Here is a 26999-nt window from a genome sequence, read left to right on the forward strand (position 1 = left end):
CCCTTGGAGGACACCATGTCCGAACCCGTCGTCCGGTTGCGGGCGCTGCGGTCGGTTACCCTGCGCTCCACCGCGTGCGCCGACGCGGGCGAGTTCTACCGCGAGGTGTGGGGGCTGCGGCAGGTCGAGCAGGACACCGGCGCGGTGTGGCTGCGCGGCACCAGCAGTGAGCACCACGTGCTGCAGTTGCAGCAGGCGGAGCGCAACGCGCTCGGCAAGGTGGCCTTCGCGGTCGCCACGCCGCGTGAGATCGACGAGGCCGCGACGCGCCTGGTCGCCCAGGGCATCCCGCTGGTGACCGAGCCCGGCAAGCTGGACCAGGTCGGCGGCGGCTACGGGCTGCGCTTCGCCGATCCGGAGGGCCGGCTGATCGAGCTGTCCGCGGACGTGTTCGCGGTGACCCCGGACGATCCGGACGGCCACCCCGCGGTGCCGCGGAAGCTCGCGCACGTCGTGCTCAACACCGCTGACATCGACGCGGCCTGCGAGTTCTACACGCGCGTGCTCGGGATGCGCATCTCCGACTGGTCCGAGCACCAGATGGCGTTCCTGCGCTGCAACGCCGACCACCACGTGATCGCGTTCAACCAGGCGCCGTTCGCGTCGGTCAACCACGTCGCTTACGAGATGGCCTCGATCGACCACTTCATGCGCGGCATCGGGCGCCTGCGGCACAACGGCATCACCCCGCTGTGGGGTCCCGGGCGGCACGGGCCGGGCAGCAACACGTTCGGCTACTTCGCCGATCCGGCCGGGCTGGTGTGCGAGTACACCTCCGAGGTCGAGCAGGTCGTGGAGGACGCGTGGCTGTGCCGGGTGTGGCGGCGCACGCCCGAGCTGTCCGACCTGTGGGGCACCGCGGGCCCGCCGTCGAAGGACGTCCGCACCCACATGGCCGGCGTGCCCGACCCCGGCTACACCGCGTGGTGGCAGGGATGAGGGCCGGGGTGATCGGCGCGGGCTCGATCGGCGGCGTGGTCGCCCGCGCCCTGCGCGACGGGACCGTGCCGGGCGCGGCGCTGTCCGGCGTCGTGGACCCGGCAGGTGCGACGGACCTGCCGCTGGTGTCGCTGGACGAGCTGCTGTCCACTTCGGACCTGGTAGTCGAGGCGGCCGGGCAGCGGGCGCTGGCGGAGCTGGGGCCGCAGGTGCTCGCCGCCGGGCGGGACCTGCTGGTCGTGTCGGTCGGCGCCCTGGCCGACGACGCGCTGCTGGACAAGCTGCTGTCCGCCGGGCCGGGTGAGCTGCACCTGTCCACCGGGGCGATCGGCGGGCTGGACCTGCTGCGGGCGGCGGCCCGGATGGCGCCGCTGTCCCGGGTCACCATCGAGACCACGAAACGGGCCGCGAACCTGGTGCAGCCGTGGATGTCCGACGAGGAGGCCGCGCGGCTGCGGACCACCGCCGAGCCGGTCGAGCTGATGCGCGGCCCGGCGCGCGAGGTGACCGCGGCGTTCCCGAAGTCGGCGAACGTGGCGGCCTCGGTGGCACTGGCCGTGGGCGACTGGGACGTGGTGGAGGCGGCGGTGGTCGCCGACCCGGCCGCCGAGCTGACCTCGCACGTCATCACCGCCGACGGGCCGGCCGGGTCGTACCGGTTCGAGATCCGCAACCGGCCCTCGCCGCGGACGCCGACGAGCAGCGAAGTCGTGCCGCACGCGGTGCTCGGCGCGATCGCCGCGCTGGCCGAGCCGCGGGTGGTGTTCCGATGACCCCGGTGTTGCTGCTGCACGGCATCGGCGGGTCGAGCGCGTCCTTCGAGTCGCAGGTGGACGTGTTGTCGAGGCGGCACCGGGTGGTGGCCTGGGACGCGCCGGGCTACGGGGACGCGCCGGATCCGGAGCGGGCCGACATCGGCTGGTACGCCGAACAGGCGGCGCGGATCTTCGACGAACCGGCCCACGTGGTGGGTGTGTCCTGGGGCGGGGTGATCGCGACCCGGCTGGCGCTGGAGCACCCCGTGCTGTCGCTGACCCTGGCCGACTCGACGCGCGGCTCCGGCACCAGCGCCGAGGCCGCCGCGCGGATGCGGGCGCGGGTGGACGAGCTGGCCGAAGTGGGTGCCGCGGAATTCGCCCGGCGGCGCGCGCCGCGCCTGTGCTCTGATCCGTCGACCCGCGCGAAGGTCGAAGCGACCATGGCCAGGGTGCGCCTGGCCGGGTACCGCGCGGCCGCGGAGTCGATGGCGACCACCGACCACGGGCCGGTGCTCGGCCGGATCAGCGTGCCCACGCTGGTCGTGGTCGGCGCTGACGACCAGGTCACCGGAGTCGAGGAGAGCCGGCTGCTGGCGCGCGAGATCCCGGGAGCGCGGCTACGGGTGATCGGCGGCGGGCACGCGGCCAACCAGGAGTGCCCGGACGAGTTCAACGAGGTCCTGCTGGAGTTCCTGTCCGAAGTGGAGGCCGCGCGATGCGCCTGATCGTGGTGACCGGCGCCGGGCGCGGGCTCGGCTGGGCGATCGCCGACGCCCTCGGCGCGTCCGGGGCGCAGGTCGTGGTCGCCGAGCGCGATCCGGAGCGGGCCGCGCGCGGAGTGGCGCAGCTCGAGGAACGCGGCCGGACCGTGCACCGGATCGACACCGACGTCGCCGATCCCGATTCGGTGGCGCACCTGGCCGAACAGGTGGCGAAGATCGGGCCGCTGCACGGGCTGGTCAACAACGCGGCGATGGCCGACGGGGTCGGCGGCAAGCACTTCGCCGACCTGGAGGTGCAGGCGTGGGACCGGCTGATGACGGTCAACGCGCGCGGCCCGTGGCTGGTCGCCCGCGCCCTGTACCCGCAGCTGGCGGCCACCGGCGGGCGGATCGTGAACATCGCCTCCGACGTCGCGTTGTTCGGGCCACCGCGGCTGGTGCACTACGTGTCGTCGAAGGGCGCGGTGATCGCGATGACCCGCGCCATGGCGCGCGACGCCGGGCCGGACGGGGTGACGGTGAACGCGGTCGCGCCGGGCCTGACCGAGGTCGAGGCGACCGAGCGGGTCCCGCGGGAACGGCACCAGCTCTACGCGGAGGGGCGGGCGCTGACCCGGCCGCAGCAACCGGGTGACGTGGTGGGCGCGGTGGAGTTCCTGCTCTCCGACGCCGCCTCGTTCATCACCGGGCAAACGTTGGTCGTCGACGGCGGATTCGTCTGCCACTAGGAGCTTTTCATGGACCTGCGACTTTCCGGGCGGGCGGTCGTGGTGACCGGCGCCAGCTCCGGCGTCGGGCTCGCCACCGCCGCGATGCTGCTCGCGGAGGGCGCTTACGTCGCCGCGTGCGCGCGGGACGGCGTGCGGCTGGAGAAGGCGCTGGCCGATCTGCCCCGCGCGTCCGGCGCCCGGCTGTACACCGCCGCCTGCGACGTCCTCGACGCCGACGACGTGCGCCGGTTCGTCACCGGCGCCGGTGAGGAGTTCGGCGGGCTGGACGGCCTGGTCAACAACGCCGGACGCTCGCTCATGGCGCGGCTGGCCGACACCAGCGACGAGCAGTGGCGCGGCGAGCTGCACCTGAAGATCTTCTCGGTGCTGCACGTGGTCCGCGCCGCGCAGCCGTGGCTGCGGCCGGGTGCGGCGGTGGTCAACGTCAACGCGATCCTGTCCCGCCAGCCCGAACCGAAGCTCGCCGCGACGTCGGCGGCGCGAGCGGCGCTGCTGAACCTGTCCAAGACGCTGGCCGCGGAGCTGGCTCCGGACGTGCGGGTCAACTCGGTGTGCCTCGGCCTGGTCGACACCGGCCAGTGGCGGCGCCGGTACGAGCAGTCGGGCACCGCGCTGTCCTGGGAGGAGTGGACCTCGGCGCTCGCCGCGGACCGCGGCATCCCGCTCGGCCGGCTCGGCACCGCCGACGAGGTCGCGTTCCCGATCGTGGCGCTGCTGTCGCCCCGAGCTTCTTATGTGACCGGTTCCGCCCTCGACGTCGGTGGCGGCGTCGCCCGATACGTCTGAGGAGACACCTGTGAAACACGGCAACGGCGGGGATCTGCTCGCCCAGATCCTGGTCGACAACGGCGTCGACACCGCGTTCGGCATCGTCAGCGTGCACAACCTGCCGCTGGTGGAGGCGATCGCGGCGCGGCTGCGGTTCGTCCCGGTGCGGCACGAGGCCGCGGCGGTCAACGCGGCCGACGGGTACGCCCGCGCCCGCGGCGGGCTCGGGGTCGCGATCACCAGCACCGGCACCGGCGCGGGCAACGCGGCCGGCTCGCTCGTGGAGGCGCTGACCGCGGGCAGCCGCGTGCTGCACGTGACCGGCCAGATCGACTCGCCCTACCTCGGGCAGGGGCGCGGGGTCATCCACGAGACCCGCGACCAGCTCGGGATGCTCACCGCGGTGTCCAAGCACGCGGCGACCATCACTTCGGTGGCCGACGCGGAGGACGTGCTGCGGCAGGCGGTCCGGCACGCGGTGACGCTCCCGTGTGGACCGTCCAGTGTGGAGTGGCCGATCGACCTGCAGTACGCGCGGCACACGTTCACCGCTCGCGGTGCGGAGACCCCCGCTCCGGTGCCGGAGCCGGACGAGGACGCGCTGGCCCGGGCGGACGAGTTGCTCGCCGCCGCGCGGCGCCCGGTGATCTGGGCCGGTGGCGGCGCGGTGGACGCGCGGGACGAGGTGCGGGAGCTGGCCGAGCGGCTGCAGGCACCGGTGTTCACCAGCAACTCCGGGCGCGGCACGCTGCCCGAGGACCACGAGCTGGTGGTCGGCAACTTCGCCACCGCGGCGGAGGACCTGCTGGCCGAGGCCGACCTGCTGATCTCGATCGGCACGCACTTCCGGTCCAACGAGACCAAGCACTACCACCTGACGTTGCCCGAGCAGCACATCCAGATCGACGTCGACCCCGCGGCCCTGGGCCGGGTCCACCCGGCGACGGCCGGGATCGCCGGGGAGGCCGCGGCGGTGCTCCGGCGGCTGCGGGGCGGCTCCGGTGATCCGGCGTGGCGCGCGCGGGCGGTGTCCACGCGAGCGGCCGTGCGGTCGCGGCTGCGCGAGGCGATCGGCCCGTACGCCGAGATCTGCGACGCGATGCGCGCGGGGCTGCCGCGGGAGTCGGTGATCGCGCGGGACGTGACGATCCCGTCGAGCCAGTGGGGCAACCGGCTGCTCGACATCCACGATCCGCGGACCAACCTGTTCCCGGTCGGCGGCGGGATCGGGCAGGGCCTGGCGACCGGCATCGGGGCGGCTCTGGCCGGCCGCGACGCGCCGACGCTGGTGATGGCCGGCGACGGCGGGCTGGCCGTGCACCTGGGCGAGCTGGGCACGCTGGCGCAGGAGAAGCCGTGGCTGGTGCTGGTCGTGTTCAACGACGGCGGGTACGGCGTGCTGCGCAACATGCAGGACCACCACGGCGGTACGCGGGCCGGGGTGGACCTCTACACGCCGGACTTCTCGCGGCTGGCGCAATCGCTGGACCTGCCGTACCAGCTGGTGAGCAAGCCGTCACTGTTCGCCGAGGCCCTGGAGAAGGCGGTCGCGCAGCACGGCCCGTATGTGATCGAGGTCGATGTGACGGCGCTGGACCCGGCGCCGCGCCCGTTCGTGCCCCCGGTGCCCGTCCCCCGGGAGGACTGATGACCACCCCGGCGACCAGCCACCACCACCACGGACACGCCCCCGCCAACCGGCGGCGCCGCATCCTCAAGACCGCGGCACCGCTGCTCGTGCGCTACCCCACCGCACCCGTGCGCGCGGCCGTCATCGTCCTGCACGACGAGCGCGGGCTCACCGCCGAAGCCGAGGCCGCCTGCCGCGCGCTCGCCGAGTGCGGGTACCTCGCCGTGGCGCCGCTGCTCTACTACGACACCGGCGGGCGGGTCTTCCCGCGCGGCAACTTCGCCGCCCTCGCACCCGACGACCTCGCCGCCGACGTGGCCGGCGCGCTGGACCACCTGAGCCGCCGCGCGGGGGTTCCGGCGACCGCGTTCACCGGGCTCGGCCAGGGCGCCCACCTCGCCGCGTGGGCCGCCACCGCGCACGGCCTGCCCGTGGTGGGCGTCGAGCCGCGCGAGGGCCCCTGGCCCGGTCTCCCCGAGCTGCCGGTGCTCGCCGCGAACCTGGGCGAGTCCTGGCTGTCCCTGCGTGACGAAGACGACACCTGGGATGAAGCAGTGCGATTCCTCGATTCAGCCCGCACACTATTGCCCGACGAGGAGACCGAATGAGCATCGACGCCACACCCGCAATGACGCAGGGTGACATCGCGGCCCGGCTGGAACGGCTGCCGATGTCGCGCTGGCAGATCAGCGTTCGCCTGCTGATCGGCATCGTGACCTTCTTCGAGGCGTTCGACCAGCTGCTGATCGCCTACACGCTGCCGGTGCTCTCCCGCGAATGGGGCCTGTCGGCGGCCACCAGCACCGCGGCGCTGACCATCGGCTCGATCGGGATGCTGGCCGGCGCCCTGGTCTCCGGCTGGGCCGCGGACCGGATCGGCCGCGTCAAGGTGATCGCGATCTGCGTCGCGGTCAGCGCCCTGTGCAGCGCCGGCATGGCCGCCTGCGACTCGCTCACCCCGTTCCTCGTGCTGCGGTTCGTGCAGGGCCTCGCGATCGGCGGTGAGGTGCCGACCGCCGCGGCCTACATCAGCGAGATCACCCGCGCCCACAAGCGCGGCCGGTTCGTGCTGCTCTACGAGGTGGTGTTCCCCGCCGGCCTGGCGGTGAGCGCGCTGGTCGCGGCGTGGCTGATCCCGCTGTGGGGCTGGCGCTCGCTGTACCTGCTGGCCGCCGTGCCCGGCCTGATGGCGTTCCTCATCCTGAAGAAGGTGCCGGAGTCGCCGCGCTGGCTCGCCTCGCGCGGCAAGTACGACAAGGCCGCCGCGGCGATGGCGACGATGGAGACGAAGGTCCAGCGCGCGACCGGGGAGCCGCTGCCCGCGCCGGCCGCCGCGGCGCCGGTCACCGAGCCGCAGCAGCGCGGCAACGCCCTGCGCGACCTGTTCGCCGGCCGCTACCGGCGCCGCACGCTGACGGTGTGGACGATCTGGTTCGTCGGCTACCTCGCCAACTACGGCATCACCTCCTGGCTGCCGACGATCTACCGCGGGGTGTTCCACCTGCCGCTGGGCCAGGCGCTCTGGTACAGCACCGCCACCTCGGGCGCCGGTCTGGTCGGCTGCGTGCTGGCGGCGCTGGTGATCGACCGGATCGGGCGCCGGATGGTGCTGGCCGTCGGCCTCGGCGCGACCACCGCGATGCTGGTGGTGCTGGGCGCGCTCGGCGCCGGGTCGCCGGTGCAGCTGCTGGTGTGGTCGTCGCTGGCGGCGGTGTTCAACTTCGCCGTGAACATCAGCCTGTACCTGTACACGCCCGAGCTGTACCCGACACGCAGCCGCGCGCTGGGCTGCAGCCTGGGCGGGGTGATGAACCGGCTGGGCCTGATCCTCGGGCCGATCCTGGTCGGCGCGGTCTACGCCGGCGGCACCGCGCTGGGCTCGGTGTTCCTGCTGATCAGCGGCATCACGCTGGTCGGGGCGATCGTGGCCGCGGTGTTCGCCGAGGAGACCCGCGGGCGCACCCTGGAGGAGATCGCGCCCTGACGCCGATGGGGTGCCGGGTTCGCCCGGCACCCCGCCGCGACGGCGTTTTCACGCTAGGTTCGGCTGCATGGCCAAGGACTCGGCGGTGGAGCTGGAGGTCGGGAACCACACGGTGCGGATCTCGAACCCGCAGCGGGTCTACTTCCCGGCGCGGGGCGAGACGAAGCTCGACCTGGCGCGGTACTACCTGTCCGTGGGCGAGGGGATCGTGCGCGCGCTGCGGGAGCGGCCGTGCATGCTGCACCGGTTCCCGTCCGGGGTGAGCGGCGACAAGGTGCACCAGAAGCGCGTACCGGCCGGGGCGCCGCCGTGGCTGGAGACGGTGCGCGTGCACTTCCCGCGCTACGACCGGCACGCCGACGAGCTGTGCGTCACCGAGCTGGCGCACGTGATCTGGGCGGTGCAGATGAGCACTGTCGAGTTCCACCCGTGGAACTCGCGGCGCGCGGACACCGAGAAGCCCGACGAGTGGCGCATCGACCTCGACCCCGGCCCGGAGGCCGACTTCGCGCGGGTGCGTCGGGTGGCCCACGTCGCGCACGAGGTGCTCGACGAGCTGGGCGCGGTGGGCTGGCCCAAGACCTCCGGTGGCAGCGGTCTGCACATCTACGTGCGGATCGAGCCGCGGTGGGGGTTCAGCGAGGTGCGCCGGGCGGCGCTGGCGTTCGCTCGCGAGGTGGAACGCCGCGCCCCGGACGACGTGACCACGACGTGGTGGCGCAAGGATCGCGACCCGGCGCTGGTGTTCGTGGACTACAACCAGAACGCGCGCGACCACACGATCGCCAGCGCCTACTCGGTGCGCGGCGTGCCCGAGGCGACGGTGTCGACGCCGATCGCGTGGGACGAGGTGGACGACGTCGAACCGGGCGACTGCACGATCGCGACGGTCCCCGCGAGGTTCGCGAAGCTCGGCGACCTGCACGCCGGCATCGACGACACCACCTACTCCCTGGAGACGCTGCTGGAGTGGGCCGATCGCGACGGCCTGGACTGACCCCTCAGACCGTGCGGGCGGGGCGCATCCGGAACGCGACGATCAACGCGAGGACGGCGACCACGGCCATGACCAGGAACGCGTCGGAGTAGGCGGCGCCCTCGGAACCGGCGTGCAGGGGGTTCACGGCGCCGCTGCCGTTGTGCTGCCGCGCGGTCACCAGCACGCCGAACAGGGCCGGGCCGGTGCCGGCGCCGAGGAACTGCGCTCCCTGCAGGATCCCGAGCCCGACACCGACCTGCTCGGCAGGCAGCGCGCCCGCCGCGGCGCTGATGATCGGGGTGGCGACGGAGATGAACCCGACGCTGAACCCGAGGATGCCGATGCCCGCGGGGATCACCGAGGTGCGAGTCGCGAAGGTCGACAGGAACAGGGCGAACAGGGCCATGGCCGTGAGCCCGGCGAGCACCAGCGGCCGGGTGCCGACGCGGTCGGCGAGGCGGCCGATCACCGGCGAGAGGACGGCGACGGCGGCCCCGGCGGGGATCATCACCAGGGCGCCCGCGCCCGGGGTGAGCCCGTTGACGTCCACGACCAGCTGCGAGACGAACACCAGGGCGCCGAGGTTGACGAGCATCGCCAGGAACAGGGCGGCGACCGCGACCCGGTAGACCCGGTTGGCGAACAACTCGGGCGGGACAAACGGCTGCGCGGCGCGGACGGTGCGCCACCCGAAGAGCGCGAGCGCCACGACCGCGACGACCAGGCTGCCCCAGGACGACGGCTGGGTGAAGCCGGCGACCTGCGCCTGGGTCATGCCGAACAGCATCAGCCCGGCGCCGAGGCCCAGGAGGACGCCGCCGGGCAGGTCGAACCGGGCCACGCCCACCGGGGACTCGCCGGGGAGCACGCGCCACGCCGCGGGCAGCAGTACCAGCGCGACCACGAACATGAGCCAGAACAGCGCGGGCCAGCCGAGGAACTGGCCGATCCCCCCGCCGATGGCCGGCCCGGCGGCGGTGCCGATGCCCGCCGCCGAGGAGACCACGCCGATCCCCATCCCGCGCTTGTCCGCCGGCATCAACCTGGTGACGGCGATGATCGAGAGCACCGGCAGCGCGGCCGCGCCCACCCCCATCACGACCCGCCCGAGCACCAGCACCAGCAACTCCGGGGCCAGCGCGCAGATCAGGCTCCCGAGGGCGTAGGCCACCAGGGCGAACCCGAACAGACGCCGCAGGCTCACGCGGTCGGAGACGCGGCCGTAGAAGGGGATGCCGACCGAGAACACCAGCAGGAAGCCGGTGACGACCCACGCCAGCTCGGCCTCGGTAGCCCCGAACTGCTCGCCGATCGACGGGAGCATGAGGTTGACCATGTCGCTGGCGACGACCGTGACGAGCACGGCCGGCAGGAGTACGGCCAGCAGGGCCGTCGTCGAGCCGGCTCGTTCGGCGGGGGCCGGTGTGCGCGTCATGCGGGCGTCCTTTCGCGGCATCAACTGCCACTGTTGTGGTTACAGTTAGGGTGAGAAAAAGGCGGAGGACGTGCCTCCGCCATTGCCGGGGTCAGCGATTCGCCGGCGCGTACTCGCGCTCGATGGTCAGTATCTGCCGCAGCAGGTCCGCGATCGTCGTCCGGCCGAGCCGTTCTTCCATGGCCTGCTCCGCCTCGCGGAACTCCGTCTCGAGCAGGGCGCAGATGTTGCGGCCGACCTCGCACGCCTCGCTGGGCGGATGGGCGTGCCGCGACAGGATCCGGCCCTCCTCGACGGCGGCGTAGGCGGCGTGGAGGGTGATCTCCCGCGGGGCGCGGGCGAGGGACCAGCCACCGCCACGGCCCTCCGTGGAGAACACCAGGCCGGCGTTGCGCAGGCTGCCCAGGATGCGCCGCACGAGAACCGGATTGCTCGCCAGGCTCTCCGCGATCTCCGCCGAGGTCAGCGAGCGGTCGCTCCAGCGCGCCAACATGGTGAGCGCGTGGATCGCCACCGCGCTCCTGCTGCTGAGACCCACCGTCGTCCCTTCGATCTTGACTGTAACGAAGTTAGTTACAGTCAGATCGGCTGTCAACGCCTTTCCGGGGATAAGGATCGTCCGCGGGGGTATTCCGACCGCACACCGACCGGAAGGACCGGAGATGAGCGGCGAAGACAAGACCCAGAACAAGGCGGAAGAGCTCAAGGGCAAGGCGAAGGAAGGTCTCGGCAAGGCCACCGGCAACGAGCAGTGGGAGGCCGAAGGCAAGGGCGACCAGGGCAAGGCCGACATCAAGCAGGCGGGCGAGAAGGTCAAGGACGCGGCGAAGGACGTGTTCGACCGCTGACCGTCAGCCACTCTGGTGTACGCACTGTGGGCCGTGAGTTCAGCATGCGTACACGACCTCGATGAGGAGATCCGCACGCCGCGGCTCGAACGGCGGCCGAAACCGGTCGCCGGGCCGCGGCGGGTGCGGCGGCCGTGTCCGGCCGGTTCCGGCCCGCTGGCCGAGCCGGTGCCGCAGGCGCCCCGGTTCCCCTGGCCGGCGGCGCTGGAGCAGGCCGGGCAGGACCCGCCGACGTCCGGTCATGACCGGCGCCGGGCGGCCAGCTCCGCTCGCGACCGGATGCCCAGCTTGGCGTAGATCCGGGTCAGGTGGTACTGCACCGTCTTCGTGGACAGGAACAGCTCCGCCGCCACCTCCCGGTTGGACAGTCCACTCGCGACCAGTTGCGACACCGCCTCCTCCTGCGGGGTCAGCTCGTCGAACCCGCGGCCACGCGGGACGTGCACCCCGCCGGCCTTCAGCTCGCGGTCGCAGCGCGCCACGTACGTCGCGGCTCCCAGGGCGGCGAACGACTCCCGCGCGGTGCTGATCACCGTGTCGGCTTCGCGGCGCTTGCCGGCCCGCCGCAGGATCTGCCCGTAGGCGAAGTTCACCCGTGCCAGGTCGTAGCGCAGCGGCAGGTCCTCCAGCAACGACAGCGCCTCCTCGAACGCCGCCCGTGCCCCCGCCACATCACCCTGCGTGCCGAGCAGCCGTCCGCGCGCCGCGGCGAGGCGGGCCCGGGCCGAGACCCGCCCGCGGTCGGCGGCGAGGCGTTCGTGCGGCTCGAGGAACGCGCCGGCCTCCGCGGTCTTGCCCTCCAGCACCAGCGCGTGCGCGTACATGTCCGCCCACGGCCACAACCCCGGCTCGTCGATGCTGCCGCCCGCCCACGGCATCGTCAGCGGCCGCAACGCCCGCAGCACCCCGGCCGAGTCCGCCCGCGCCTCCGCGACGTGCGCCCGCGCCAGGCACGACGGCACCCGCATGATCTCGTAGTCCTGCGGCCCGGCGTCGGCCCGGCGCAACGCCTCCTCGGCCCGCTCCCAGTCGCCGCGCAGCGCGTGCACCGCCACCGCGGTCCACGCCAGCAACGGCCCGGCCAGCACGATCCCGGACCGGTCCAGCAGCGGCTCCGCCTCCGCGACGGTGCGCAGCGCCTCGTCCCACTCCCCCGCCAGGAACTGCGCCCGCGCCAGCCACCCGCGCGCCCACAGCGAGATCCGGGTCGAGCCGCCGAGGAACGTCGTGGGCACCGCGATCTCCAGGTCCACCCGCGCCTCGTCGATCGCGTCGACCATCAGGTTCAGCCAGCCGCGGCCCATCTGGATGCGTTGCGCCTGCGCACCGTGCTGCACCCGTTCGGCCAGCTCGGCGTACCCGGCCAGCGCCTCGTCCGCGCGGCCGCTGCCGGCCAGGCCCAGCCCGCGGATCGCCGCCGCTTCCACCGCCGCCGGGGCGTCGGCGGGCACCAGCGAGATCGCCCGGTCCGCCCACCGCACCAGGTCCTCGGCGCGGCACCGCGACAGCGAGTGCAGCACGTACCGCTGGCAGATCAGGGCCGCGACGTCCGGCTCGCGTCCGGCGTTGACCAGGTCCCAGGCGCGGCCGAGCCGGGTTTCCGCCTCGGCTGCGCGGCCACGCACGATCGCCAGATACCCCAGGACAGCGTTGCGCAGCGGTGTCTCCCGCAGGCTCTCCACCTCCGGGGTCAGCGCGGCGGCGGCGAACGCGTCCCCAGCGCCGATCAACGCATCCACGGCGCGGGTGAGGCGGCTTTCCCGTTTCAGCCGGTCGTCGGTGAGGCGGCTGGCGCTCGACAGCAGCGACGCCGCCACGCCCCACGCACCCTCGGCGGCGCGTTCGGCAGCCAGCTCGTCGAGCCGGTCGGCGACCGCCGCGTCCGGCACCGGGGACGCCGCGACCAGCAGGTGCATGCGGCGGACCGGGTCCTCGATGAGGTCGGCGGCCCGGCGGTGCGCGTCCGCGGCGGCGGCCGGGCCCATCGCGGCGAGCACGGCGGCCCGCACCATCGGGTCCGGCGGGCCGGCTTCGGTGAGACCGTGCGGGGCGAACCGGGCCAGCCCCGCGGCGCACGCCTCGTCGAGCAGGGGCAGCACGTCACCGTCGACCGCGGCCAGCGACGCGGCGTCCCGCACGGCGGTGCCGGGCCCGAGCACCGCGATGGCCTCGACCAGCCGCCGCGCCGCGGGCGAGCAGGACTCCAGCGCCTCGCACACCCGCGCGGCGACGGCGGCCGGCGCGGGCAGGTCCGGGTCGAACCGCGCCCACGTCGCGGCCGGCACCTCGCCGAGCAGGTGCACGACGTGGCGTGGGATGCCGCCGGTGTGCCGCCAGAGCCGCTCGGCCATCGACGGGTGCAGCAGCACACCGTGCGCGGCGGCCAGCTCACCGACCTCGGACGCGGTGAGCGGTTCCAGCCGCACGGTCGTGGTCGCGGCGCGGTGCAGCAGTTCCAGCGCCGCCGCGGGCACGTGGTGGTCACCGCTCACGCACGTGGCGACGACGAGCGGCCGGGCGTCGTGGTCGTGCCGGACGGCGGAGACCAGCGTGCGCAACGATTCCAGGTCCGCCCACTGTGCATCGTCCACAATGGCCACCCCGTCGGCGCCGCCGAGCTGGGCGAGCACTCCCCCGGCGCGGCCGGACTCCCACGGCGCCCCGGCCGCGCGCCGCACCCGCCCGTCGTGGCGGTCGGCGAACTCGTCGGCCAGCGCGGTCCGTCCCACCCCGGCCGGGCCGGTGACCAGCACGAACGCCGGCGCCGCCACGCTCTCCAGTGCGGCGAGCGCGGCGGCGCGGGCGATCAGCTGCGGGCGACGGTGGACCACACGGTCACTCTAGGCTGGCTCCGGCGCGACGGCGGGCAGCGGAACGTCGGCGTGCTGCGCCCGCGGCACCAGTGCGGTGACCAGCGCCGCGGCGAGCGCCACCCCGGCGAAGATGTAGAACGCCGTGGTCCCGCCGAGCCCGGCGCCGACCAGCAGGCCGCCGATCACCGGCCCGACGATCCCGCCGAGCCGGCCGAAGCCCGCGCACCACGCCACGCCCGCGGCCCGCGCGCGGGTCGGGTAGTAGTTGGACACCAGCCCGTAGATCAGCACCTGGGTGCCGATCGTGCCGACCCCGGCCACGGCGACCGCGAGCAGCAGCGCGACCAGCGGCAGGTCCAGTGGCAGCAGCGCGAGCGTGAGCGCGGCGAGCACGAACGTGGTGACCACGACCCGTTTCGCCCCGGCCCGGTCCGCCCACAGCGAGGCCAGCAGGCCGCCGACGATTGCGCCGAGGTTGAGCACCAGCAGGAAGGTCAGCGAGTAGCTCTTGCCGTACCCGTTGTCGGACATGATCTTCGGCAGCCACGTGTTCAGGCCGTAGGTCAGCAGCAGCCCGGCGAAGCTCATCAGCCCGAGCAGCGCGGTCGGCCAGGCCAGGGCGCGAGTCGCCAGCGCCGGGAAGCCCACGCGGTCGGTCACCGGCGGCTCGGCGACCAGCGGGACACCGGTCCGCTCCGACACCGCCCGGGCTTCGGCGTCCCGGCCGCGGGCGGCCAGCCACTTCGCCGACTCCGGCAGTTTGACGATCGCCAGCGGCAGGACCAGCACGATCGGCAGCGCGCCGACCCAGAACAGCCCGCGCCACCCGACGGCGTCGGCCAGCACGAGCGCCAGCAGCGACGCGAGCACACCACCGGCGGGGACTCCGCTGTAGACGATCGCGTTGAGCCGGTTGCGGCGTCCGGCCGGCGCGAACTCGGCCACCAGGGCGCCGACGGTCGCCACCAGCGCGCCGACGCCGATGCCGGTGACGAACCGGCCGAAGCCGAACGCGGTGACGTTCTGGGTGAGGGCGGTCAGCCCCATCCCGATCGAGAACCAGGCCAGGTTGAGCAGCATGATCTTGCGGCGGCCGATCCAGTCGCCGAGGCCGCCCGCGGCCAGCGCCCCGACGAGCACGCCGACCAGGGCGTAGCTGCCCAGCGCCCCGGCCTGGCCGGGGCTGATGTGGCCGAGCTGGGCCGGGTCGGCGAGCAGGGTGGGCAGGACGGTGCCGTAGACGACCAGGTCGTACCCGTCGAAGACGAGGGCGATCGTCGACAAGGCGACCACCCAGGACACGGTGCGCCGGCGCCTCGTTGCGTCGGTGTCGGACATGTTGGCTCCCGGTGTGGGGTGGGCGACGGTGGCCCCGGGGTGGGGCCGCCGGGTTTTCAGCCGAGGTCGCCCCCGGCCACCGGCAGGACGGTGCCGGTGATGTAGGAGGCCTCGTCGGAGGCCAGGAACGTGATCGCGGCGGCCTGCTCGTCGAGCGTGCCGTACCGCTTCATCAGCGACGAGTTCACGGTCTGGTCGATGTGCGCCTGGAACCAGGCCCGCTCCTGCTCGGTCTCCAGCGCCGACCCGCCGCGGCTGATGCGGCGCGGCGGGGCCTCGGTGCCGCCGGGCGCGGTCGCGACCACCCGGATGCCCGCGTCGGCGTACTCCAGCGCCAGGGAGGCCGTGATGGCGTTGATGCCACCCTTGGCCGCCGAGTACGGGATGCGGTGGATGCCGCGGGTGGCGGCGGAGGAGACGTTGACGATCACGCCGTGCCCCTGCGCGGCCATCGACGGCAGCGCGGCGCGGCACGAGTACAGCGTCGTCATCAGCGACCGGCGGATCTCGGCGTCGATCTGGTCGGGGGTGAACTCGGTGAACGGCTTGAACCAGATCGCGCCGCCGACGTTGTTGACCAGCACGTCGATCCGGCCGTACCGGGCGATCGCCGCCTCGGCCACCGCCTGCGCGCCCTGCCACGTCTCCAGGTCGGCCAGCACCGGCAGGGCCTCGCCGGTGAGCTCGTCGGCCACGCCGGTGACCAGGTCGGACCGGTCGGCGAGGACGACCGTGCCGCCCTCGGCGCTGATCCGCCGCGCGACGCGCTCGCCGATGCCCTGCGCGGCGCCGGTGACCACGACGACCTTGCCGTCGAAGCGGCCGGGGCTGAGGAACTTCGGCCGCCGCGCGGCTTTCGCGTCGTCCATCGCGCGGCGCATGGTGATCTTCGAGCGCTCGGCGTGCTCGGCCACCAGACGGCGCGCGGCCTGCCGGTCACCGGCCTCGAACGCGGCGACGATGTCCAGGTGGTCCTGCGTGCAGCGCGGGTGGCACCAGGTGGCGTCGCGCAGGGTCTCCGTCATGTGGCCCTTCACGCCGAGCGCTTGGTAGGCCTGCAGGAGGTGCTCGTTGCCGGTCAGGGTGAACAGGTAGTCGTGGAAGGCCGCGTTGGTCTCGGTGTAGGCGGCGGCGTCGAGGAACCGGTCACCGTCCACATAGGGCACGGTGGCCTCGGCGAGCAGGCGGTACCCGGCGAGCTGCTGGGAGGACAGGCGGCCGATGGTGATCTCGACCGCGCCCAGCTCCAGGGCCTGCCGCGCCTCGAACACGGCATCCGACTCGTGCACCGAGGGGTGCTCCTCGCCGATCTCGTAGCGCCCGGGTTCGGTGAGCGGAGCGGTTTCGGTCCGCGGCAGCATCTCCTGTCCCGCGATGGTGCGGGAGGCCGTGGGCCGCAGCGGCTCACCGGGGTCGAGCGTGCCGCCGGTGCCGCCGGGCCAGATGACCTGCCCGGCGATGGCCCGCCGGGCCTGGCCTTCGTCGGGGCTCGCGCCGCCGCGGAGCGGCGCGAGCTCGGCGGGCGGGAAGATCGCCTGCCCGGCCACGGTCCGGCTCGCCCCCGCGCGCTCCGGCGAAGGGGACGCGGCGGCCGGAGCGGCGGGGACCACCGGCGCCGTCGGCGCCGGAGCCTGCGTGGCCGGTGCGGTCACGGGAGCGGGTTCAGCCTTCGTCTCCGCCGCGGCGGCGGAGAGCGCGAACTTCTCGTAGTAGAAGCCCGTCGGCTCCACGCCCGCCTCGGCGAAGTGCTTGCGCACCGCCTCGACCATCGGGGGCGGGCCGCACAGGTACACCGCCACGTCGCCGCCGTGCAGGTGCTCCTCGCGGATCAGGCTGGTCACGTAGCCCTTGTTCGGCGCGCTCGAATCCGGGTCGGCGACGCAGTAGTCCCACGTGAGCCCCTCGACCTCGGCGGCCAGCGAAGCGAGCGTGTCCATCTCGACCAGGTCGTCGTCGGTGCTCACGCCGTAGATCAGGTGCGCCGGGCGTCCCGACCCGCAGGCCCGCATCGCCCGCACGATCGACAGGATCGGCGCCAGCCCGGTGCCGCCGGCCAGCAGCAGCACCGGACGCTGCGTCTCGCGCAGGAAGAAACTGCCGTTCGGGCCGGTGAAGCGCAGCTCGTCGCCGGGCGCGGCCCGCTCGGTCAGGTAGTCCGACATGACCCCGCCCGGCGTGAGCTTCACCAGGAACGTCAGCTGCTTGTCTTCGGGGGCGTTGCTGAACGAGTACGACCGGGTCTGGCCGGTGCCGGGGACCTCGATGTTGACGTACTGCCCGGGCAGGAACGCCAGCTTGTCGCGGTCCGGCGTCTCCAGCGTGAGGGCGAACGTCGTCGGCGACAACCGCTCCAGCCCCGTGAGCGTCGCGGTGTAGGTCGCGGCCTGGGTCTTCGCCACCGCCGAGGTGCTGGCGATCTGCAGCACCAGGTCCGACTTCGGCTTCATGCTGCACGGCAGCACATAACCCCGCGATGCTTCGTCGGCGGACAACGCGTCGTCGATGTAGGTGCCGCCGTCGTAGTCGCCGGACTCGCAGAACGCCTTGCACGTCCCGCACGCCCCGTCGCGGCAGTCCAGCGGGATGTTGATGCGCTGCCGGTAGGACGCGTCGGCCACCGTCTGGTCCGGCTCGCACTTGATGAAGCGGGTGACACCGTCCTCGAAGGACAGTGCGACCTGGAAAGCCATGGTGACTCCTGGTGCTCAGGCGAAGGTGGTGGAGCGGCGAAGCCGCTTGTGACGGGCCGTCAACCGGCACCGCCGCGGGTTCTGAGTCGGCTCAGCCGCGCGGAGCGCGTCGGTTGAGGGCGGTGGTGGGCGACGGGCGGGTGTCCCCTCGCGAGGACAGCGCCGACGTGGTGGGTGACACCGCCGCGCGGAGCGCGTCCACCAGGGGTGGTGGTCGGGCTGGCGGGTGGGAATTCATGAGGAGGCGATCCCACAGCGAGGGGGCGTCTGAGGTTCCGCCACCCGCACCGCCACGCAAACCAGCCCGTGACAGGTTCTAGATGTGGTAGACGTCGACGACGTGGTGGATGTAGTCGTTCTTCAGGATGACCGTCTTGCGGCGGATCAGCGGTGACTCCCCGGAGAAGTCGATCGTGTAGAACGACGTGCCGTAGTACGGGTCGACCGTCTTGTAGCGGAAGTACATGGTGTGCCAGTTGAACCGCACGTCCACGATGTCGCCGCGGCGCTCGATCAGTTCGGCGTTGGTGATGTTGTGGCTGGTGCGCGGCTCCGGGATCGACGTGGCGCTGGACCGCTCGGTGCGGATCCGGAACACCCGGTCCTCCAGCCCGCCCTTGTTCGGGTAGTAGATGAGCGAGATCTGGCTGTGCGGGTCCTCGGTCAGCAGGTCGTCGTCGCCCCAGGAGGGCATCCAGAACACCACGTCGTCGGCGTAGCACTCGAGCCACTTCTCGAACTCGCGGTCGTCGAGGTAGCGCGCCTCGCGGTAGAGGAACTGCTCGATGTCGGTCTGGGTGATGGTCTTGGTCCCGGTGGTCATTCCGCCGCTCCGATCGCCTTGCGCAGGGTGTCCCGCCAGTAGCCGTGCTGGACCGGGTACAGCCCCTCGTCCTCGTTCTTCTGCCCCGCCGAGATGACGCCCTTCATGTCCAGCGCCAGCGCGACCTCGTCCGGGCCGGTCAGCCAGTGCTCGGCGCCGCGGCTCATGTCGTTCCACGGCGCGGCGGTGGCGCGGAAGGTGAGCTGGCAGGAGCGGAACTCCTCCAGGTCGTCCGGGGTGGCCATGCCGGAGGCGTTGAAGAAGTCCTCGTACTGCCGGATCCGCCAGGCGCGGGCCTCGGCGCTCTCCCCCTTCGGCGCGATGCAGTAGATCGTCACCTCGGTCTTGTCCGGCGCGATCGGCCGGAAGTGCCGGATCTGCGTGGAGAACTGGTCCATCAGGTAGACGTTGGGGTACAGGCACAGGTTGCGGGAGCCCTTGACCATGAACTCGCCCTTGGCGTCGCCGAACTTCTGCTTCAGCTCGTCCATCCGGTTCCACAGTGGACGGTCCTGCGGGTTGCCCGCCCACGTCCACAGGCACAGGTGCCCGTGCGGGAAGGACCAGTAACCGCCGCCGGACTTGCCCCAGCTGCCGGCGTCGAGGGTCTTGGTGTCGTTCTTGGACTCACCGGTGTTGCGGCGCGCGGTGGTGGCCGCGTAGTTCCAGTGCGTCGCGGTGACGTGGTAGCCGTCCGCGCCGTTTTCGGCCTGCACCTTCCAGTTGCCGTCGTAGGTGTAGGTGGACGAGCCGCGCAGCACCTCCAGCCCCTCCGGGGACTGGTCCACCAGCATGTCGATGATCTTCGTGGTGTCGCCGAGGTGCTCCTCCAGCGGCAGCACGTCGGCATTGAGGCTGCCGAACAGGAACCCGCGGTAGCTGTCGAAGCGGGCCACGCGGGTCATGTCGTGCGAGCCGCCGGTGTTGAACGAGGGCGGGTAGCCGGCGCCGTCGGGGTCCTTGACCTTGAGCAGCTTGCCGTCGTTGCGGAAGGTCCAGCCGTGGAACGGGCAGGTCAGGGTCATCCGGTTGTCGGTCTTGCGGCGGCAGACCATCGCGCCCCGGTGCGCGCAGGCGTTGATCAGGCAGTGCAGCTCACCGCCGGAATCCCGGGTGATCACCACCGGCTGCCGTCCGATGTAGGTGGTGAAGTAGTCGCCCGGGTTCGCGATCTGGCTCTCGTGGGCGAGGTAGATCCAGTTGCCCTCGAAGATGTGCTTCATCTCGAGTTCGAAGATCTCCTCGTCGGTGAAGATCCGGCGGTTCGCCCGGTAGATCCCGGCCTCGCGGTCCTCCACGACGGCGTCGGCGAGGACGGCCGACACGTGGTCCACGGTCTCGGTCATGGAAACCTCCAACGGCCTCAGCGGCACTGCTCGGCTCTGCGTGTTCCCCTGACCTTGACAACCGGTGGCCCCAGTCACACCGGGCGATTACCTAGTCCTGACCCAGGGTGCTATTAATCGATGGCATCGATCAATCCAGACTGAATCGCTCCTTGTCTTGACTCAATATCCGTACCTACGGTGAATGAATCCACGACGAGGAGCGGGAAGGAGGCCGGCGATGGAGCTGCGTCACCTGCGGTACTTCACCGCCGTGGCCGACACCTGCCACTTCGGGAAGGCCGCCGAGCGCCTGCACATGGCGCAGCCGGCCCTGTCACACGCGATCCGGCAGCTGGAGGCCGAGCTGGGCGCGCCCCTGTTCACCCGCACCACCCGGCAGGTCCGGCTCACCCCGGCGGGTGAGTTTCTGCTGGCCGAGGCGCGGCGGGTGCTGGACACGGTCGAGGACAGCGTGCGCGGGGTGCGCCGCATCGCCGACGGCCGCCTGGGCCTGGTCCGGGTCGGGTTCACCGGCACCTCGGCGTTCTCGCACCTGCCGCGCATCGCCCGCGCGGTCAAGCGGGACCTGCCCGGGGTCGCCGTCGAGGTGCACGCCGACCTGCTCACCCCGGCCCAGTGCGACGGGCTCCGCAACGGGGACCTGGACTTGGCCGTGCTCCGCCCGCCCGCCCAGGGCGAGGACATCGATCTGCACACCCTGGAGGTCGAGCCGCTGATCCTCGCCGTGCCGGCCGACCACCGGCTCGCGGTCGAGCCCGTGGTGTCCGTGGCCGACCTGCGCACCGAGAGCTTCATCAGCTACGCCAGCAAGGACTCCGTGGTCAACGACGCCGTCATGCGCAGCTGCCAGGCCGCCGGGTTCAGCCCGCGCCGCGAGCACGAGGCGGCCGGCACGGCGGTGCTGCTGGCACTGGTCGCCGGCGGGCTCGGCATCGCGGTGCTGCCCGCGTCGGCCCGCGCGCTGCCGCTGGCCGGGGTCGTGTTCCGCGACCTCGCCGACGCCGGCACCGTCGAGCTCGCCCTCGCCTGGCGCCGCGACAACGACTCCCCGCTCGTCCGGTCGGTCCTCGAGGTGCTCGAGGCCGCTCTCGCCCCCCAACGACACGAGGTCAGCCGATGAAGATCACGCGGGTGGAGGCGATCCCGTTCGCCATCCCGTACCGCAAGCCGCTCAAGTTCGCCTCCGGCGAGGTGCACGTGGCCGAGCACGTGCTGGTGCGGGTACACACCGACGACGGGATCACCGGCGTCGCCGAGGCGCCGCCGCGGCCGTTCACCTACGGCGAGACGCAGGCCGGGATCATCGCGGTGATCGAGAAGATCTTCGCGCCGCAGGTGGTGGGCCTGACCCTGCTCGAGCGCGAAGCCATGGCCTCGCGGCTGGCCCGCACCGTCGGCAACCCGGCGGCGAAGGCCGCGATCGACATGGCCGTGTGGGACGCGCTCGGCCGCACCCTGGACGTGCAGGTCACCGAGCTGCTCGGTGGCTACACCGACCGGATGCGCGTGTCGCACATGCTCGGGTTCGACGAGCCGGCGGCGATGGTCGCCGAGGCCCAGCGGATGCGCGACGAGCACGGCATCACCACGTTCAAGGTCAAGGTCGGCCGCCGCCCGGTCTCGCTGGACACCGCCGTGGTGCGCGCCCTGCGCGAGGGCATGGGCGAGGACGTCGAGTTGTACGTCGACGGCAACCGGGGCTGGACCGCCTCGGAGTCGGCGATGGCGATGAAGGAGATGGCCGACCTCGGTCTGCTGTTCGCCGAGGAGCTGTGCCCGGCCGACGACGTGCTGGGCCGCCGCTGGCTGGTGTCGCAGCTGGACGTGCCGTTCATCGCCGACGAATCGGCCGTGACCCCGGCCGACGTGACCCGCGAGATCCTGGCCGGCTCGGCCACCGCGATCAGCATCAAGACGGCGCGCACCGGGTTCACCCACTCGCAGCGCGTGCACCACCTCGCCGAGGGACTGGGCCTGGAGGTCGTGATGGGCAACCAGATCGACGGCCAGATCGGTTCCGTGTGCACTGTCGCGTTCGGAGCGTCCTACGCGCTCACCTCGCGGCGGGCGGGCGAGCTGTCCAACTTCCTGGACATGAGTGACGACCTGCTCACCGAACCGCTGGAGATCCACGACGGTGAGCTGAACATCCGGCCCGGCGCCGGGCTCGGGATCGAGATCGACCCGGCCAAGCTCGAGCGCTACCGCCAGGACCGCTGAAACTCCCCCGGATATCAAGGAATCAAGGAGGATCCCATGACCGCCACCCACCACGCTCCCGCGGCCGCCGAGTCCGGTGCGAGCGCCACGGCCCGGTTCAAGACCGACAAGTTCGCCGCCGTGGCCGACACCCCGAAGGAGCGGGTCAGCCTGCTGGCGCGCGAGGTGCTCGACGCCGTCCACCAGACCATCCGCAAGCACAAGGTCACCTACGACGAGTACAACGCGCTGAAGGCGTGGCTGATCCAGGTCGGTGAGGACGGCGAGTGGCCGCTGTTCCTGGACGTGTGGGTCGAGCACGTGGTGGAGGAGGTCGCCACCTCGCACCGCAAGGGCAACAAGGGCACCATCGAGGGCCCGTACTACGTGCCCGGCGCGCCGGAGCAGGGCTCGCGCGGCTCGGTGCCGATGCGGGAGAACGAGGGCGGCACGCCGCTGGTGTGGACCGGCACGGTCACCTCGGTCGACGGCACGCCGCTGAAGGACGCGAAGGTCGAGCTGTGGCACGCCGACGCCGACGGCCTGTACTCGCAGTTCGCGCCCGGCATCCCGGAGTGGAACCTGCGCGGCACGTTCTCCGTGGAGGAGGACGGTTCGTTCGAGATCCACACCGTGCGGCCCGCGCCGTACCAGATCCCGACCGACGGCGCGTGCGGCAAGCTGATCGCCGCCGCGGGCTGGCACGCGTGGCGCCCGGCGCACCTGCACGTCAAGGTGTCCGCGCCGGGCCACGAACTGCTGACCGCGCAGCTGTACTTCCCCGGCGACGAGCACAACGACGACGACATCGCCTCGGCGGTCAAGCCGGAGCTGGTGCTGGACCCGAAGCCGGCCGACGGCGGCGAGACCGTGTCCTACGGTTTCGTGCTCGACCCCGTTGCCTGACACTCGCCGATCTGGAGGACTCACCCATGTTGTTCCACGTCCGGATGGATGTGCACCTGCCGCCCGATATGGACCCTTCGGTGCGGGCGGACATCGTCGCCCGGGAGAAGGCGTACAGCCAGCAGCTGCAGCGGGAGGGGAAGTGGCCGCACCTGTGGCGCATCGTGGGTGAGTACTCCAACATCTCGATCTTCGACGTGAAGTCGAACGACGAGTTGCACGAGGTGTTGTCGGGGTTGCCGTTGTTCCCGTACATGGATATTCGCGTGATGCCGTTGGCTACGCATCCTTCGAAGGTTTCTTAGCCGGCGGGCGCTACGCGGGTGGTTGCGCTGCGCGCGGCTGAATGCGCCGGCTTCGCTTCGCTACGCCCGGATCTGCCCCTCCCGAACCCGATCTTCAATTGTTCGGTTGCCGAGAAGTCGCGTCAAGGCTGGAAAGAGTACCTTGACCCGACTGCTCGGCAACCGATTTGGCTGGGGATCGGGTTGCGGGAGAGGGGTGGCTCGTGGGGGTGATGCTTTTCGTTGCCGGCTGCCTGTCCGCAAGCCGGCAACGAAAAGCAACCACCTTGCCGGCCAGCCCTCCCCCGCTCCCGATCCACAGCCCAGTTCTGCGGCCGATCAGGGGTTGTCAAGGTACTCTTTCCCGCCTTGACAACCCCTGATCGGCCGTTGAAACAATGAAAAATCGGGGCGGCTACAAAACCCCAGCCACCTGAGAAGCAGCAGCGAGCACCGCCCCGTACTGCGTCGCCACGAGATGCCGGATCGGAATCGTCCGGTAGTCCCCCAGCGCGGCATCCTCGGCCAGCCACTCCGCATGCCGCGCCGCCACCCGTTCGCGCGCCGCCCGCACCGACGGCCGCGTGTTCCCCACCCCCAGCTCCCCATCCAGCGCCCGCAACAGAATCCCCCCGTACCGCAACCGGAAACTGTGCGTGGCCTCCGCCAGGGATGCCACCTCGGCGACCGTGGCCGGGCGATCCGCCTCCGGGGCCGTGCTACGCGACCGCGCACTGCGCGCCCCGGCCGCCATCATCGTCGCGAAGGAGCGGCTCGCCCGCCAGAACGGCGAGTCCGGCACCATCAGCGCCCCCGACACCGCCTCGATGGTGTCCGCCATCAGCGTCGACAGGTCCGCCAGAGCCCGGGCGTGCGCGGCCAGCGCCGACGCGTACCCGGTGCCGGCCGGGCTGTCGTCGTCGGCGGTGTCCGACGTCCAGTACGGCAGCTCGGTCACCAGCGTCAGCGCCCCGTACCGGCCCGCGTAGGACGCCGTGCTGTCACCGGCCGAGTTGGTCCACGGCTCGCCCCGGCCGGTCAGGTAGTCGTAGGCCCGGCTGATCGACGTGCCCTGGAAGATCGCGTCGTCCAGCCGCACGATGTAGGGCGCCTCCGGCTCACCGCGGTCCAGCGGCAGCCCGACGTGCCCGGGCAGCGCCTGCAGCGTCCGGTGCAGCGCGGGCTCGGGCCGGCTGAGGTAGTAGTAGACGCCGCCCAGCTCGCTGTTGTGCAGCGAGCACACCAGATCCGGGCGGTCGGAGTCGATCAGCCGCATCAGGGCCTGCGTCTCCGGCAGCGCGGCGTCGAAGTAGGCGTCCTTGTAGTCCAGCGGGAACGTCCACTCGACCTGGTCCGGACCGGCCGGGCGGTAGAAGTGCCGCGCGTAGTGCTCCCGCGTGAACGGCCCGGCCAGCCAGCCCTCGTTGAGCCGCAACCCGTCCGGGTCGATGCACGCGATGATCCGCCACCGGTGCCGCAGCCGCGCCCGCAGCCCGGGATCGGCGCACAACCGTTCGGCCAGGTGCAGCGCGGTGAGCCCGCCGATGGGCTCGTTGGGGTGCGGCAGCCCGAAGACCAGCGCGGTGGGATCACCCGGCTCGCCGTCGATCGTCAGGCACAGCAGCGGCTCGCCGTGCCGGGACGTGCCCACGCGCTGCAGCGTCGCGATCTCGCCGTAGCCCGCGGCGAGCCCGCGCAGCCGGCGATGCAGCTCGTCGACGCCCGCGAACGCCGGGTGGTCTCCTACTTCGTCGATCTCCTTGAGCAGCCATTCCGGCAGCGTCACGGGCCCCCTCCTCGTCCGTCGTTTCGTGCTCGGTCCAGTTCACCCGAATGTGTCGCGGCGGGCGAGGGCCGACCAGGCGAACGAGTGGAGCGTCACGCGGCGCCGAGGTCGCCTGCCACCTGGTCCAGCTTCGCTCGGATGCGGGCGACCGCGTCCCGGCCCAGCGGCAACCGCAGCGGCGCGTCGGCGGTTCCGGCCACCGCGACGATCGCGGCCGCCGCGTCGGCCGGGTCGCCGGGCGGATCCCCGTCGTCATCGGCGTAGTCGGGTGCGGCGTAGGCGTCGATCGTCTGCGCGACCTGGGCCGACGCCGCGCCGAAGCCGGTGCCGAACACGCCCGGTTCGACGATGGTGACGCTCACCCCGAAGGGCGCCAGCTCTTCGGCCAGGGCTTCGTGCAGCGCCTCGACGGCGAACTTGCTCGCCGCGTACACCCCGAAGCCGGCGCCCGCGGAGAAGCCGCCCATCGAGCTGATCGCCAGCACATGCCCGCCGCGCTGGGCGCGCATCACCGGCAGCACGGCGCGCGTCACCCCCAGCAGCCCGAAGACGTTGATGTCGAACAGCTCCCGCGCCTCGGCCGGCGAGGTCTCCTCCACCGCGCCGAAGAGCCCGCGGCCGGCGTTGCTGACCAGGACGTCGATGCGGCCGAACCGGTCGACCGCGCGCGCCACCGCCGAGCGGGCAGCGTTCTCGTCGGTGACGTCCAGCGGCAGCGCGAGCAGCCGGTCGCCGGTGAGCCCGATGCGCTCCGGCCGCCGCGCGGTGGCGACGACAGCATCCCCCGCGGCGAGCGCCTGCCGGGCGATCGCGGTCCCGAGACCGCCGGACGCGCCCGTGATGAACCAGGTCCTCATGATGCCCCCAGAAAGTAAACCAAGACGATTTCTCGCCTGAGTATACTTTTGGCGGCGGACCGGTCCACCGGCACACCCGGGTTCAGCGCCTCTCCCGGGCGGCCTCCGCGATGCGCCGCGCCTTGGCTGCCTGCTCGAACGGGGTGTCACCGTGGGCGCGGCGGTCTCCGAGCGTCGCGAACAGCTCCGCGACCGTCGCCGAGTCGTGGTGCGACGCGTGCTCGGCCAGGTCCGGCGCCACCGAACCGAGGATCTGCCGGAACCGGATCTCGGCAAGCGGACCGAGCCGGTCGTAGATCTGCACGAACACCCGCTGCGCCCGCGCCCGGTCCCACCCCGCCGGCAGCAGCTCGGCGGGCAGGTCCGGATCCGTCTCGGGGAAGCGCCGCCAGTCCACCCGCAGCTCGGTCCGCATCCGCAGCGCCCGCTTCGGCCCGATGAGCCCGTCGTCGAGGCTCTGCAGCAGCGGCTCGTACCGGTCGGCGAACTCGCGGTACTCCTTCGCCAGTGGCTCCAGGTCGAACGCCGACACCGGGCTGACCGGCCCCCCCGGCACCTCGGTCGACCGCAGCACCGTCGCCGTCGTGATGCCCAGCTCGCGCAGCACCACCAGGGCCTCCTCGCCCAGGTCGTGCGGCGACACCCACACGCCGTCGTACAGCGCGGCGAAGCGCAGGACCCGCAGCCGCGACCGCAGGTTGTTGCGCAGCGTGCGGTCCTGCTCGGGAACGGAGAACGCGACGACCGTCCAGCGGCCGTCCCACTTCGGCGCGGTCGAGCCGAACGTCAGCATCCGGTGTGTGCGCTCGACGATCACCTCCGAGGTGCGCGGCGGGATCCCGTAGGCCGTGGTCCGGCCCTGCCGCGACACCGTGAGCAGCCCCCGCGCCACGAGCCGCCGCATCGCCGCGCGGGCGCCGTCGGCCGTCACGTCGAAGTCCGCCAGCAGCCGGACCAGCGCGGTCGCCGGCACGTGCTCGTCCCGCCAGTACCAGAAGTCGCCCAGCAGCGACGTGAGCAGCAACTGCGGCTCGGCGCCGTTCTGCGGACGGGGCAGCGCGGCCCCCGGTTTCTTCACGCTCACCGGCCCAGTCTGACACAGGTCTTGAAATAGGCGACAGGTCGTGCGACGCTCGTCCACAACTTCGACAACCACCCTC

At 72.5% G+C, this 26999-nt stretch carries 24 protein-coding genes; 14 read left to right on the top strand and 10 right to left on the bottom strand.

Annotation, left to right across the window (positions count from 1 at the left end; all coding sequences use genetic code 11):
• The first annotated feature begins 15 nt into the window (after positions 1-15).
• From IE290_RS11920 to ligD, 9 genes are all read left to right on the top strand, one after another.
• Entirely contained in the window at positions 16-939 is a 924-nt protein-coding gene (locus IE290_RS11920) for a VOC family protein (RefSeq protein WP_191244603.1), read from the top strand.
• A complete protein-coding gene (locus IE290_RS11925; protein ID WP_191244604.1) occupies positions 936-1712 on the top strand; it encodes an aspartate dehydrogenase domain-containing protein in 777 nt (258 codons plus the stop codon). The genes IE290_RS11920 and IE290_RS11925 overlap by 4 nt, the downstream gene beginning before the upstream one ends.
• Positions 1709-2422: an alpha/beta fold hydrolase gene (locus tag IE290_RS11930; RefSeq protein WP_191244605.1), complete on the top strand. Its 714-nt coding sequence runs from the start codon at positions 1709-1711 to the stop codon at positions 2420-2422. The genes IE290_RS11925 and IE290_RS11930 overlap by 4 nt, the downstream gene beginning before the upstream one ends.
• Positions 2413-3147 (top strand): SDR family oxidoreductase, encoded by a 735-nt coding sequence (locus tag IE290_RS11935; RefSeq protein ID WP_191244606.1) that lies wholly within the window; start codon positions 2413-2415, stop codon positions 3145-3147. The genes IE290_RS11930 and IE290_RS11935 overlap by 10 nt, the downstream gene beginning before the upstream one ends.
• A gap of 9 nt (positions 3148-3156) precedes the next feature.
• Complete coding sequence (locus IE290_RS11940) at positions 3157-3936, top strand: SDR family oxidoreductase (protein ID WP_191244607.1); 780 nt, start codon at positions 3157-3159, stop codon at positions 3934-3936.
• 10 nt (positions 3937-3946) lie between these two features.
• Positions 3947-5566, top strand: a complete 1620-nt coding sequence (locus IE290_RS11945) for a thiamine pyrophosphate-binding protein (RefSeq protein ID WP_191244608.1) — start codon at positions 3947-3949, stop codon at positions 5564-5566.
• Complete coding sequence (locus IE290_RS11950; RefSeq protein WP_191244609.1) at positions 5566-6156, top strand: dienelactone hydrolase family protein; 591 nt, start codon at positions 5566-5568, stop codon at positions 6154-6156. Before IE290_RS11945 ends, IE290_RS11950 begins: the two co-directional genes overlap by 1 nt.
• Complete coding sequence (locus IE290_RS11955; protein ID WP_191244610.1) at positions 6153-7532, top strand: MFS transporter; 1380 nt, start codon at positions 6153-6155, stop codon at positions 7530-7532. Before IE290_RS11950 ends, IE290_RS11955 begins: the two co-directional genes overlap by 4 nt.
• Before the next feature lie 67 nt (positions 7533-7599).
• Positions 7600-8529, top strand: coding sequence for a non-homologous end-joining DNA ligase (gene ligD / locus IE290_RS11960; RefSeq protein ID WP_191244611.1), 930 nt, complete (start codon positions 7600-7602; stop codon positions 8527-8529).
• Between the two features lie 4 nt (positions 8530-8533).
• Here the strand turns inward: ligD and IE290_RS11965 are convergent, their stop codons facing one another.
• Both IE290_RS11965 and IE290_RS11970 read right to left on the bottom strand, forming a co-directional pair.
• Positions 8534-9946, bottom strand: a complete 1413-nt coding sequence (locus tag IE290_RS11965) for an MFS transporter (protein WP_191244612.1) — start codon at positions 9944-9946, stop codon at positions 8534-8536.
• Positions 9947-10037: 91 nt separating this feature from the next.
• Positions 10038-10484 (bottom strand): Rrf2 family transcriptional regulator, encoded by a 447-nt coding sequence (locus IE290_RS11970; protein ID WP_268246336.1) that lies wholly within the window; start codon positions 10482-10484, stop codon positions 10038-10040.
• A 124-nt stretch (positions 10485-10608) separates the two neighbouring features.
• Between IE290_RS11970 and IE290_RS11975 the strand changes: the two genes are divergently transcribed.
• On the top strand, positions 10609-10794 hold the full coding sequence (locus tag IE290_RS11975; RefSeq protein ID WP_191244613.1) for a CsbD family protein: 186 nt from the start codon (positions 10609-10611) through the stop codon (positions 10792-10794).
• A gap of 239 nt (positions 10795-11033) precedes the next feature.
• Here the strand turns inward: IE290_RS11975 and IE290_RS11980 are convergent, their stop codons facing one another.
• The 5 genes from IE290_RS11980 to benA all read right to left on the bottom strand — a co-directional run bounded on the left by IE290_RS11980 (position 11034) and on the right by benA (position 19804).
• A complete protein-coding gene (locus tag IE290_RS11980; RefSeq protein ID WP_191244614.1) occupies positions 11034-13625 on the bottom strand; it encodes a LuxR C-terminal-related transcriptional regulator in 2592 nt (863 codons plus the stop codon).
• A 9-nt stretch (positions 13626-13634) separates the two neighbouring features.
• A complete protein-coding gene (locus IE290_RS11985; protein ID WP_191244615.1) occupies positions 13635-14945 on the bottom strand; it encodes an MFS transporter in 1311 nt (436 codons plus the stop codon).
• Positions 14946-15001: 56 nt separating this feature from the next.
• Positions 15002-17635 carry a benzoate 1,2-dioxygenase electron transfer component BenC gene (benC, locus tag IE290_RS11990; protein ID WP_191244616.1) on the bottom strand — a complete coding sequence of 878 codons (2634 nt, stop codon included), beginning with the start codon at positions 17633-17635 and terminating at the stop codon, positions 15002-15004.
• 316 nt (positions 17636-17951) lie between these two features.
• Positions 17952-18458, bottom strand: a complete 507-nt coding sequence (benB, locus tag IE290_RS11995) for a benzoate 1,2-dioxygenase small subunit (RefSeq protein ID WP_191244617.1) — start codon at positions 18456-18458, stop codon at positions 17952-17954.
• Entirely contained in the window at positions 18455-19804 is a 1350-nt protein-coding gene (gene benA / locus IE290_RS12000) for a benzoate 1,2-dioxygenase large subunit (protein ID WP_191244618.1), read from the bottom strand. The genes benB and benA overlap by 4 nt, the downstream gene beginning before the upstream one ends.
• Before the next feature lie 220 nt (positions 19805-20024).
• Between benA and IE290_RS12005 the strand changes: the two genes are divergently transcribed.
• The 4 genes from IE290_RS12005 to catC are packed head-to-tail and all read left to right on the top strand — an operon-like array spanning position 20025 to position 23217.
• On the top strand, positions 20025-20927 hold the full coding sequence (locus IE290_RS12005; protein ID WP_191244619.1) for a LysR substrate-binding domain-containing protein: 903 nt from the start codon (positions 20025-20027) through the stop codon (positions 20925-20927).
• Complete coding sequence (locus IE290_RS12010; RefSeq protein WP_191244620.1) at positions 20924-22027, top strand: mandelate racemase/muconate lactonizing enzyme family protein; 1104 nt, start codon at positions 20924-20926, stop codon at positions 22025-22027. The genes IE290_RS12005 and IE290_RS12010 overlap by 4 nt, the downstream gene beginning before the upstream one ends.
• A 36-nt stretch (positions 22028-22063) precedes the next feature.
• Entirely contained in the window at positions 22064-22912 is an 849-nt protein-coding gene (gene catA / locus IE290_RS12015) for a catechol 1,2-dioxygenase (protein WP_191244621.1), read from the top strand.
• A 26-nt stretch (positions 22913-22938) separates the two neighbouring features.
• On the top strand, positions 22939-23217 hold the full coding sequence (catC, locus tag IE290_RS12020) for a muconolactone Delta-isomerase (protein WP_191244622.1): 279 nt from the start codon (positions 22939-22941) through the stop codon (positions 23215-23217).
• 394 nt (positions 23218-23611) lie between these two features.
• On the opposite strand, the gene IE290_RS38220 is transcribed toward catC, so the two are convergent.
• The 3 genes from IE290_RS38220 to IE290_RS12035 form a co-directional block, all read right to left on the bottom strand.
• The gene (locus IE290_RS38220) at positions 23612-24982 is read right to left on the bottom strand and encodes a M14 family zinc carboxypeptidase (RefSeq protein WP_191244623.1); all 1371 of its coding nucleotides are present in this window, start codon (positions 24980-24982) and stop codon (positions 23612-23614) included.
• A 92-nt stretch (positions 24983-25074) separates the two neighbouring features.
• Positions 25075-25839: an SDR family NAD(P)-dependent oxidoreductase gene (locus tag IE290_RS12030; protein WP_191244624.1), complete on the bottom strand. Its 765-nt coding sequence runs from the start codon at positions 25837-25839 to the stop codon at positions 25075-25077.
• 82 nt (positions 25840-25921) lie between these two features.
• Positions 25922-26923 carry a PaaX family transcriptional regulator gene (locus IE290_RS12035; protein WP_191244625.1) on the bottom strand — a complete coding sequence of 334 codons (1002 nt, stop codon included), beginning with the start codon at positions 26921-26923 and terminating at the stop codon, positions 25922-25924.
• Positions 26924-26999 lie beyond the last annotated feature (76 nt).

Source organism: Amycolatopsis deserti, assembly GCF_014653945.1.
Lineage (GTDB): Bacteria > Actinomycetota > Actinomycetes > Mycobacteriales > Pseudonocardiaceae > Amycolatopsis_E > Amycolatopsis_E deserti.

Coding starts and splice junctions, on each gene's coding strand:
- IE290_RS11920 (WP_191244603.1), top strand. CDS start 16: ATGTCCGAACCCGTCGTCCGGTTGCGGGCGCTGCGGTCGGTTACCCTG.
- IE290_RS11925 (WP_191244604.1), top strand. CDS start 936: ATGAGGGCCGGGGTGATCGGCGCGGGCTCGATCGGCGGCGTGGTCGCC.
- IE290_RS11930 (WP_191244605.1), top strand. CDS start 1,709: ATGACCCCGGTGTTGCTGCTGCACGGCATCGGCGGGTCGAGCGCGTCC.
- IE290_RS11935 (WP_191244606.1), top strand. CDS start 2,413: ATGCGCCTGATCGTGGTGACCGGCGCCGGGCGCGGGCTCGGCTGGGCG.
- IE290_RS11940 (WP_191244607.1), top strand. CDS start 3,157: ATGGACCTGCGACTTTCCGGGCGGGCGGTCGTGGTGACCGGCGCCAGC.
- IE290_RS11950 (WP_191244609.1), top strand. CDS start 5,566: ATGACCACCCCGGCGACCAGCCACCACCACCACGGACACGCCCCCGCC.
- IE290_RS11955 (WP_191244610.1), top strand. CDS start 6,153: ATGAGCATCGACGCCACACCCGCAATGACGCAGGGTGACATCGCGGCC.
- ligD (WP_191244611.1), top strand. CDS start 7,600: ATGGCCAAGGACTCGGCGGTGGAGCTGGAGGTCGGGAACCACACGGTG.
- IE290_RS11965 (WP_191244612.1), bottom strand. CDS start 9,946: ATGACGCGCACACCGGCCCCCGCCGAACGAGCCGGCTCGACGACGGCC.
- IE290_RS11975 (WP_191244613.1), top strand. CDS start 10,609: ATGAGCGGCGAAGACAAGACCCAGAACAAGGCGGAAGAGCTCAAGGGC.
- IE290_RS11985 (WP_191244615.1), bottom strand. CDS start 14,945: ATGTCCGACACCGACGCAACGAGGCGCCGGCGCACCGTGTCCTGGGTG.
- benC (WP_191244616.1), bottom strand. CDS start 17,635: ATGGCTTTCCAGGTCGCACTGTCCTTCGAGGACGGTGTCACCCGCTTC.
- benB (WP_191244617.1), bottom strand. CDS start 18,458: ATGACCACCGGGACCAAGACCATCACCCAGACCGACATCGAGCAGTTC.
- benA (WP_191244618.1), bottom strand. CDS start 19,804: ATGACCGAGACCGTGGACCACGTGTCGGCCGTCCTCGCCGACGCCGTC.
- IE290_RS12005 (WP_191244619.1), top strand. CDS start 20,025: ATGGAGCTGCGTCACCTGCGGTACTTCACCGCCGTGGCCGACACCTGC.
- IE290_RS12010 (WP_191244620.1), top strand. CDS start 20,924: ATGAAGATCACGCGGGTGGAGGCGATCCCGTTCGCCATCCCGTACCGC.
- catA (WP_191244621.1), top strand. CDS start 22,064: ATGACCGCCACCCACCACGCTCCCGCGGCCGCCGAGTCCGGTGCGAGC.
- catC (WP_191244622.1), top strand. CDS start 22,939: ATGTTGTTCCACGTCCGGATGGATGTGCACCTGCCGCCCGATATGGAC.
- IE290_RS12030 (WP_191244624.1), bottom strand. CDS start 25,839: ATGAGGACCTGGTTCATCACGGGCGCGTCCGGCGGTCTCGGGACCGCG.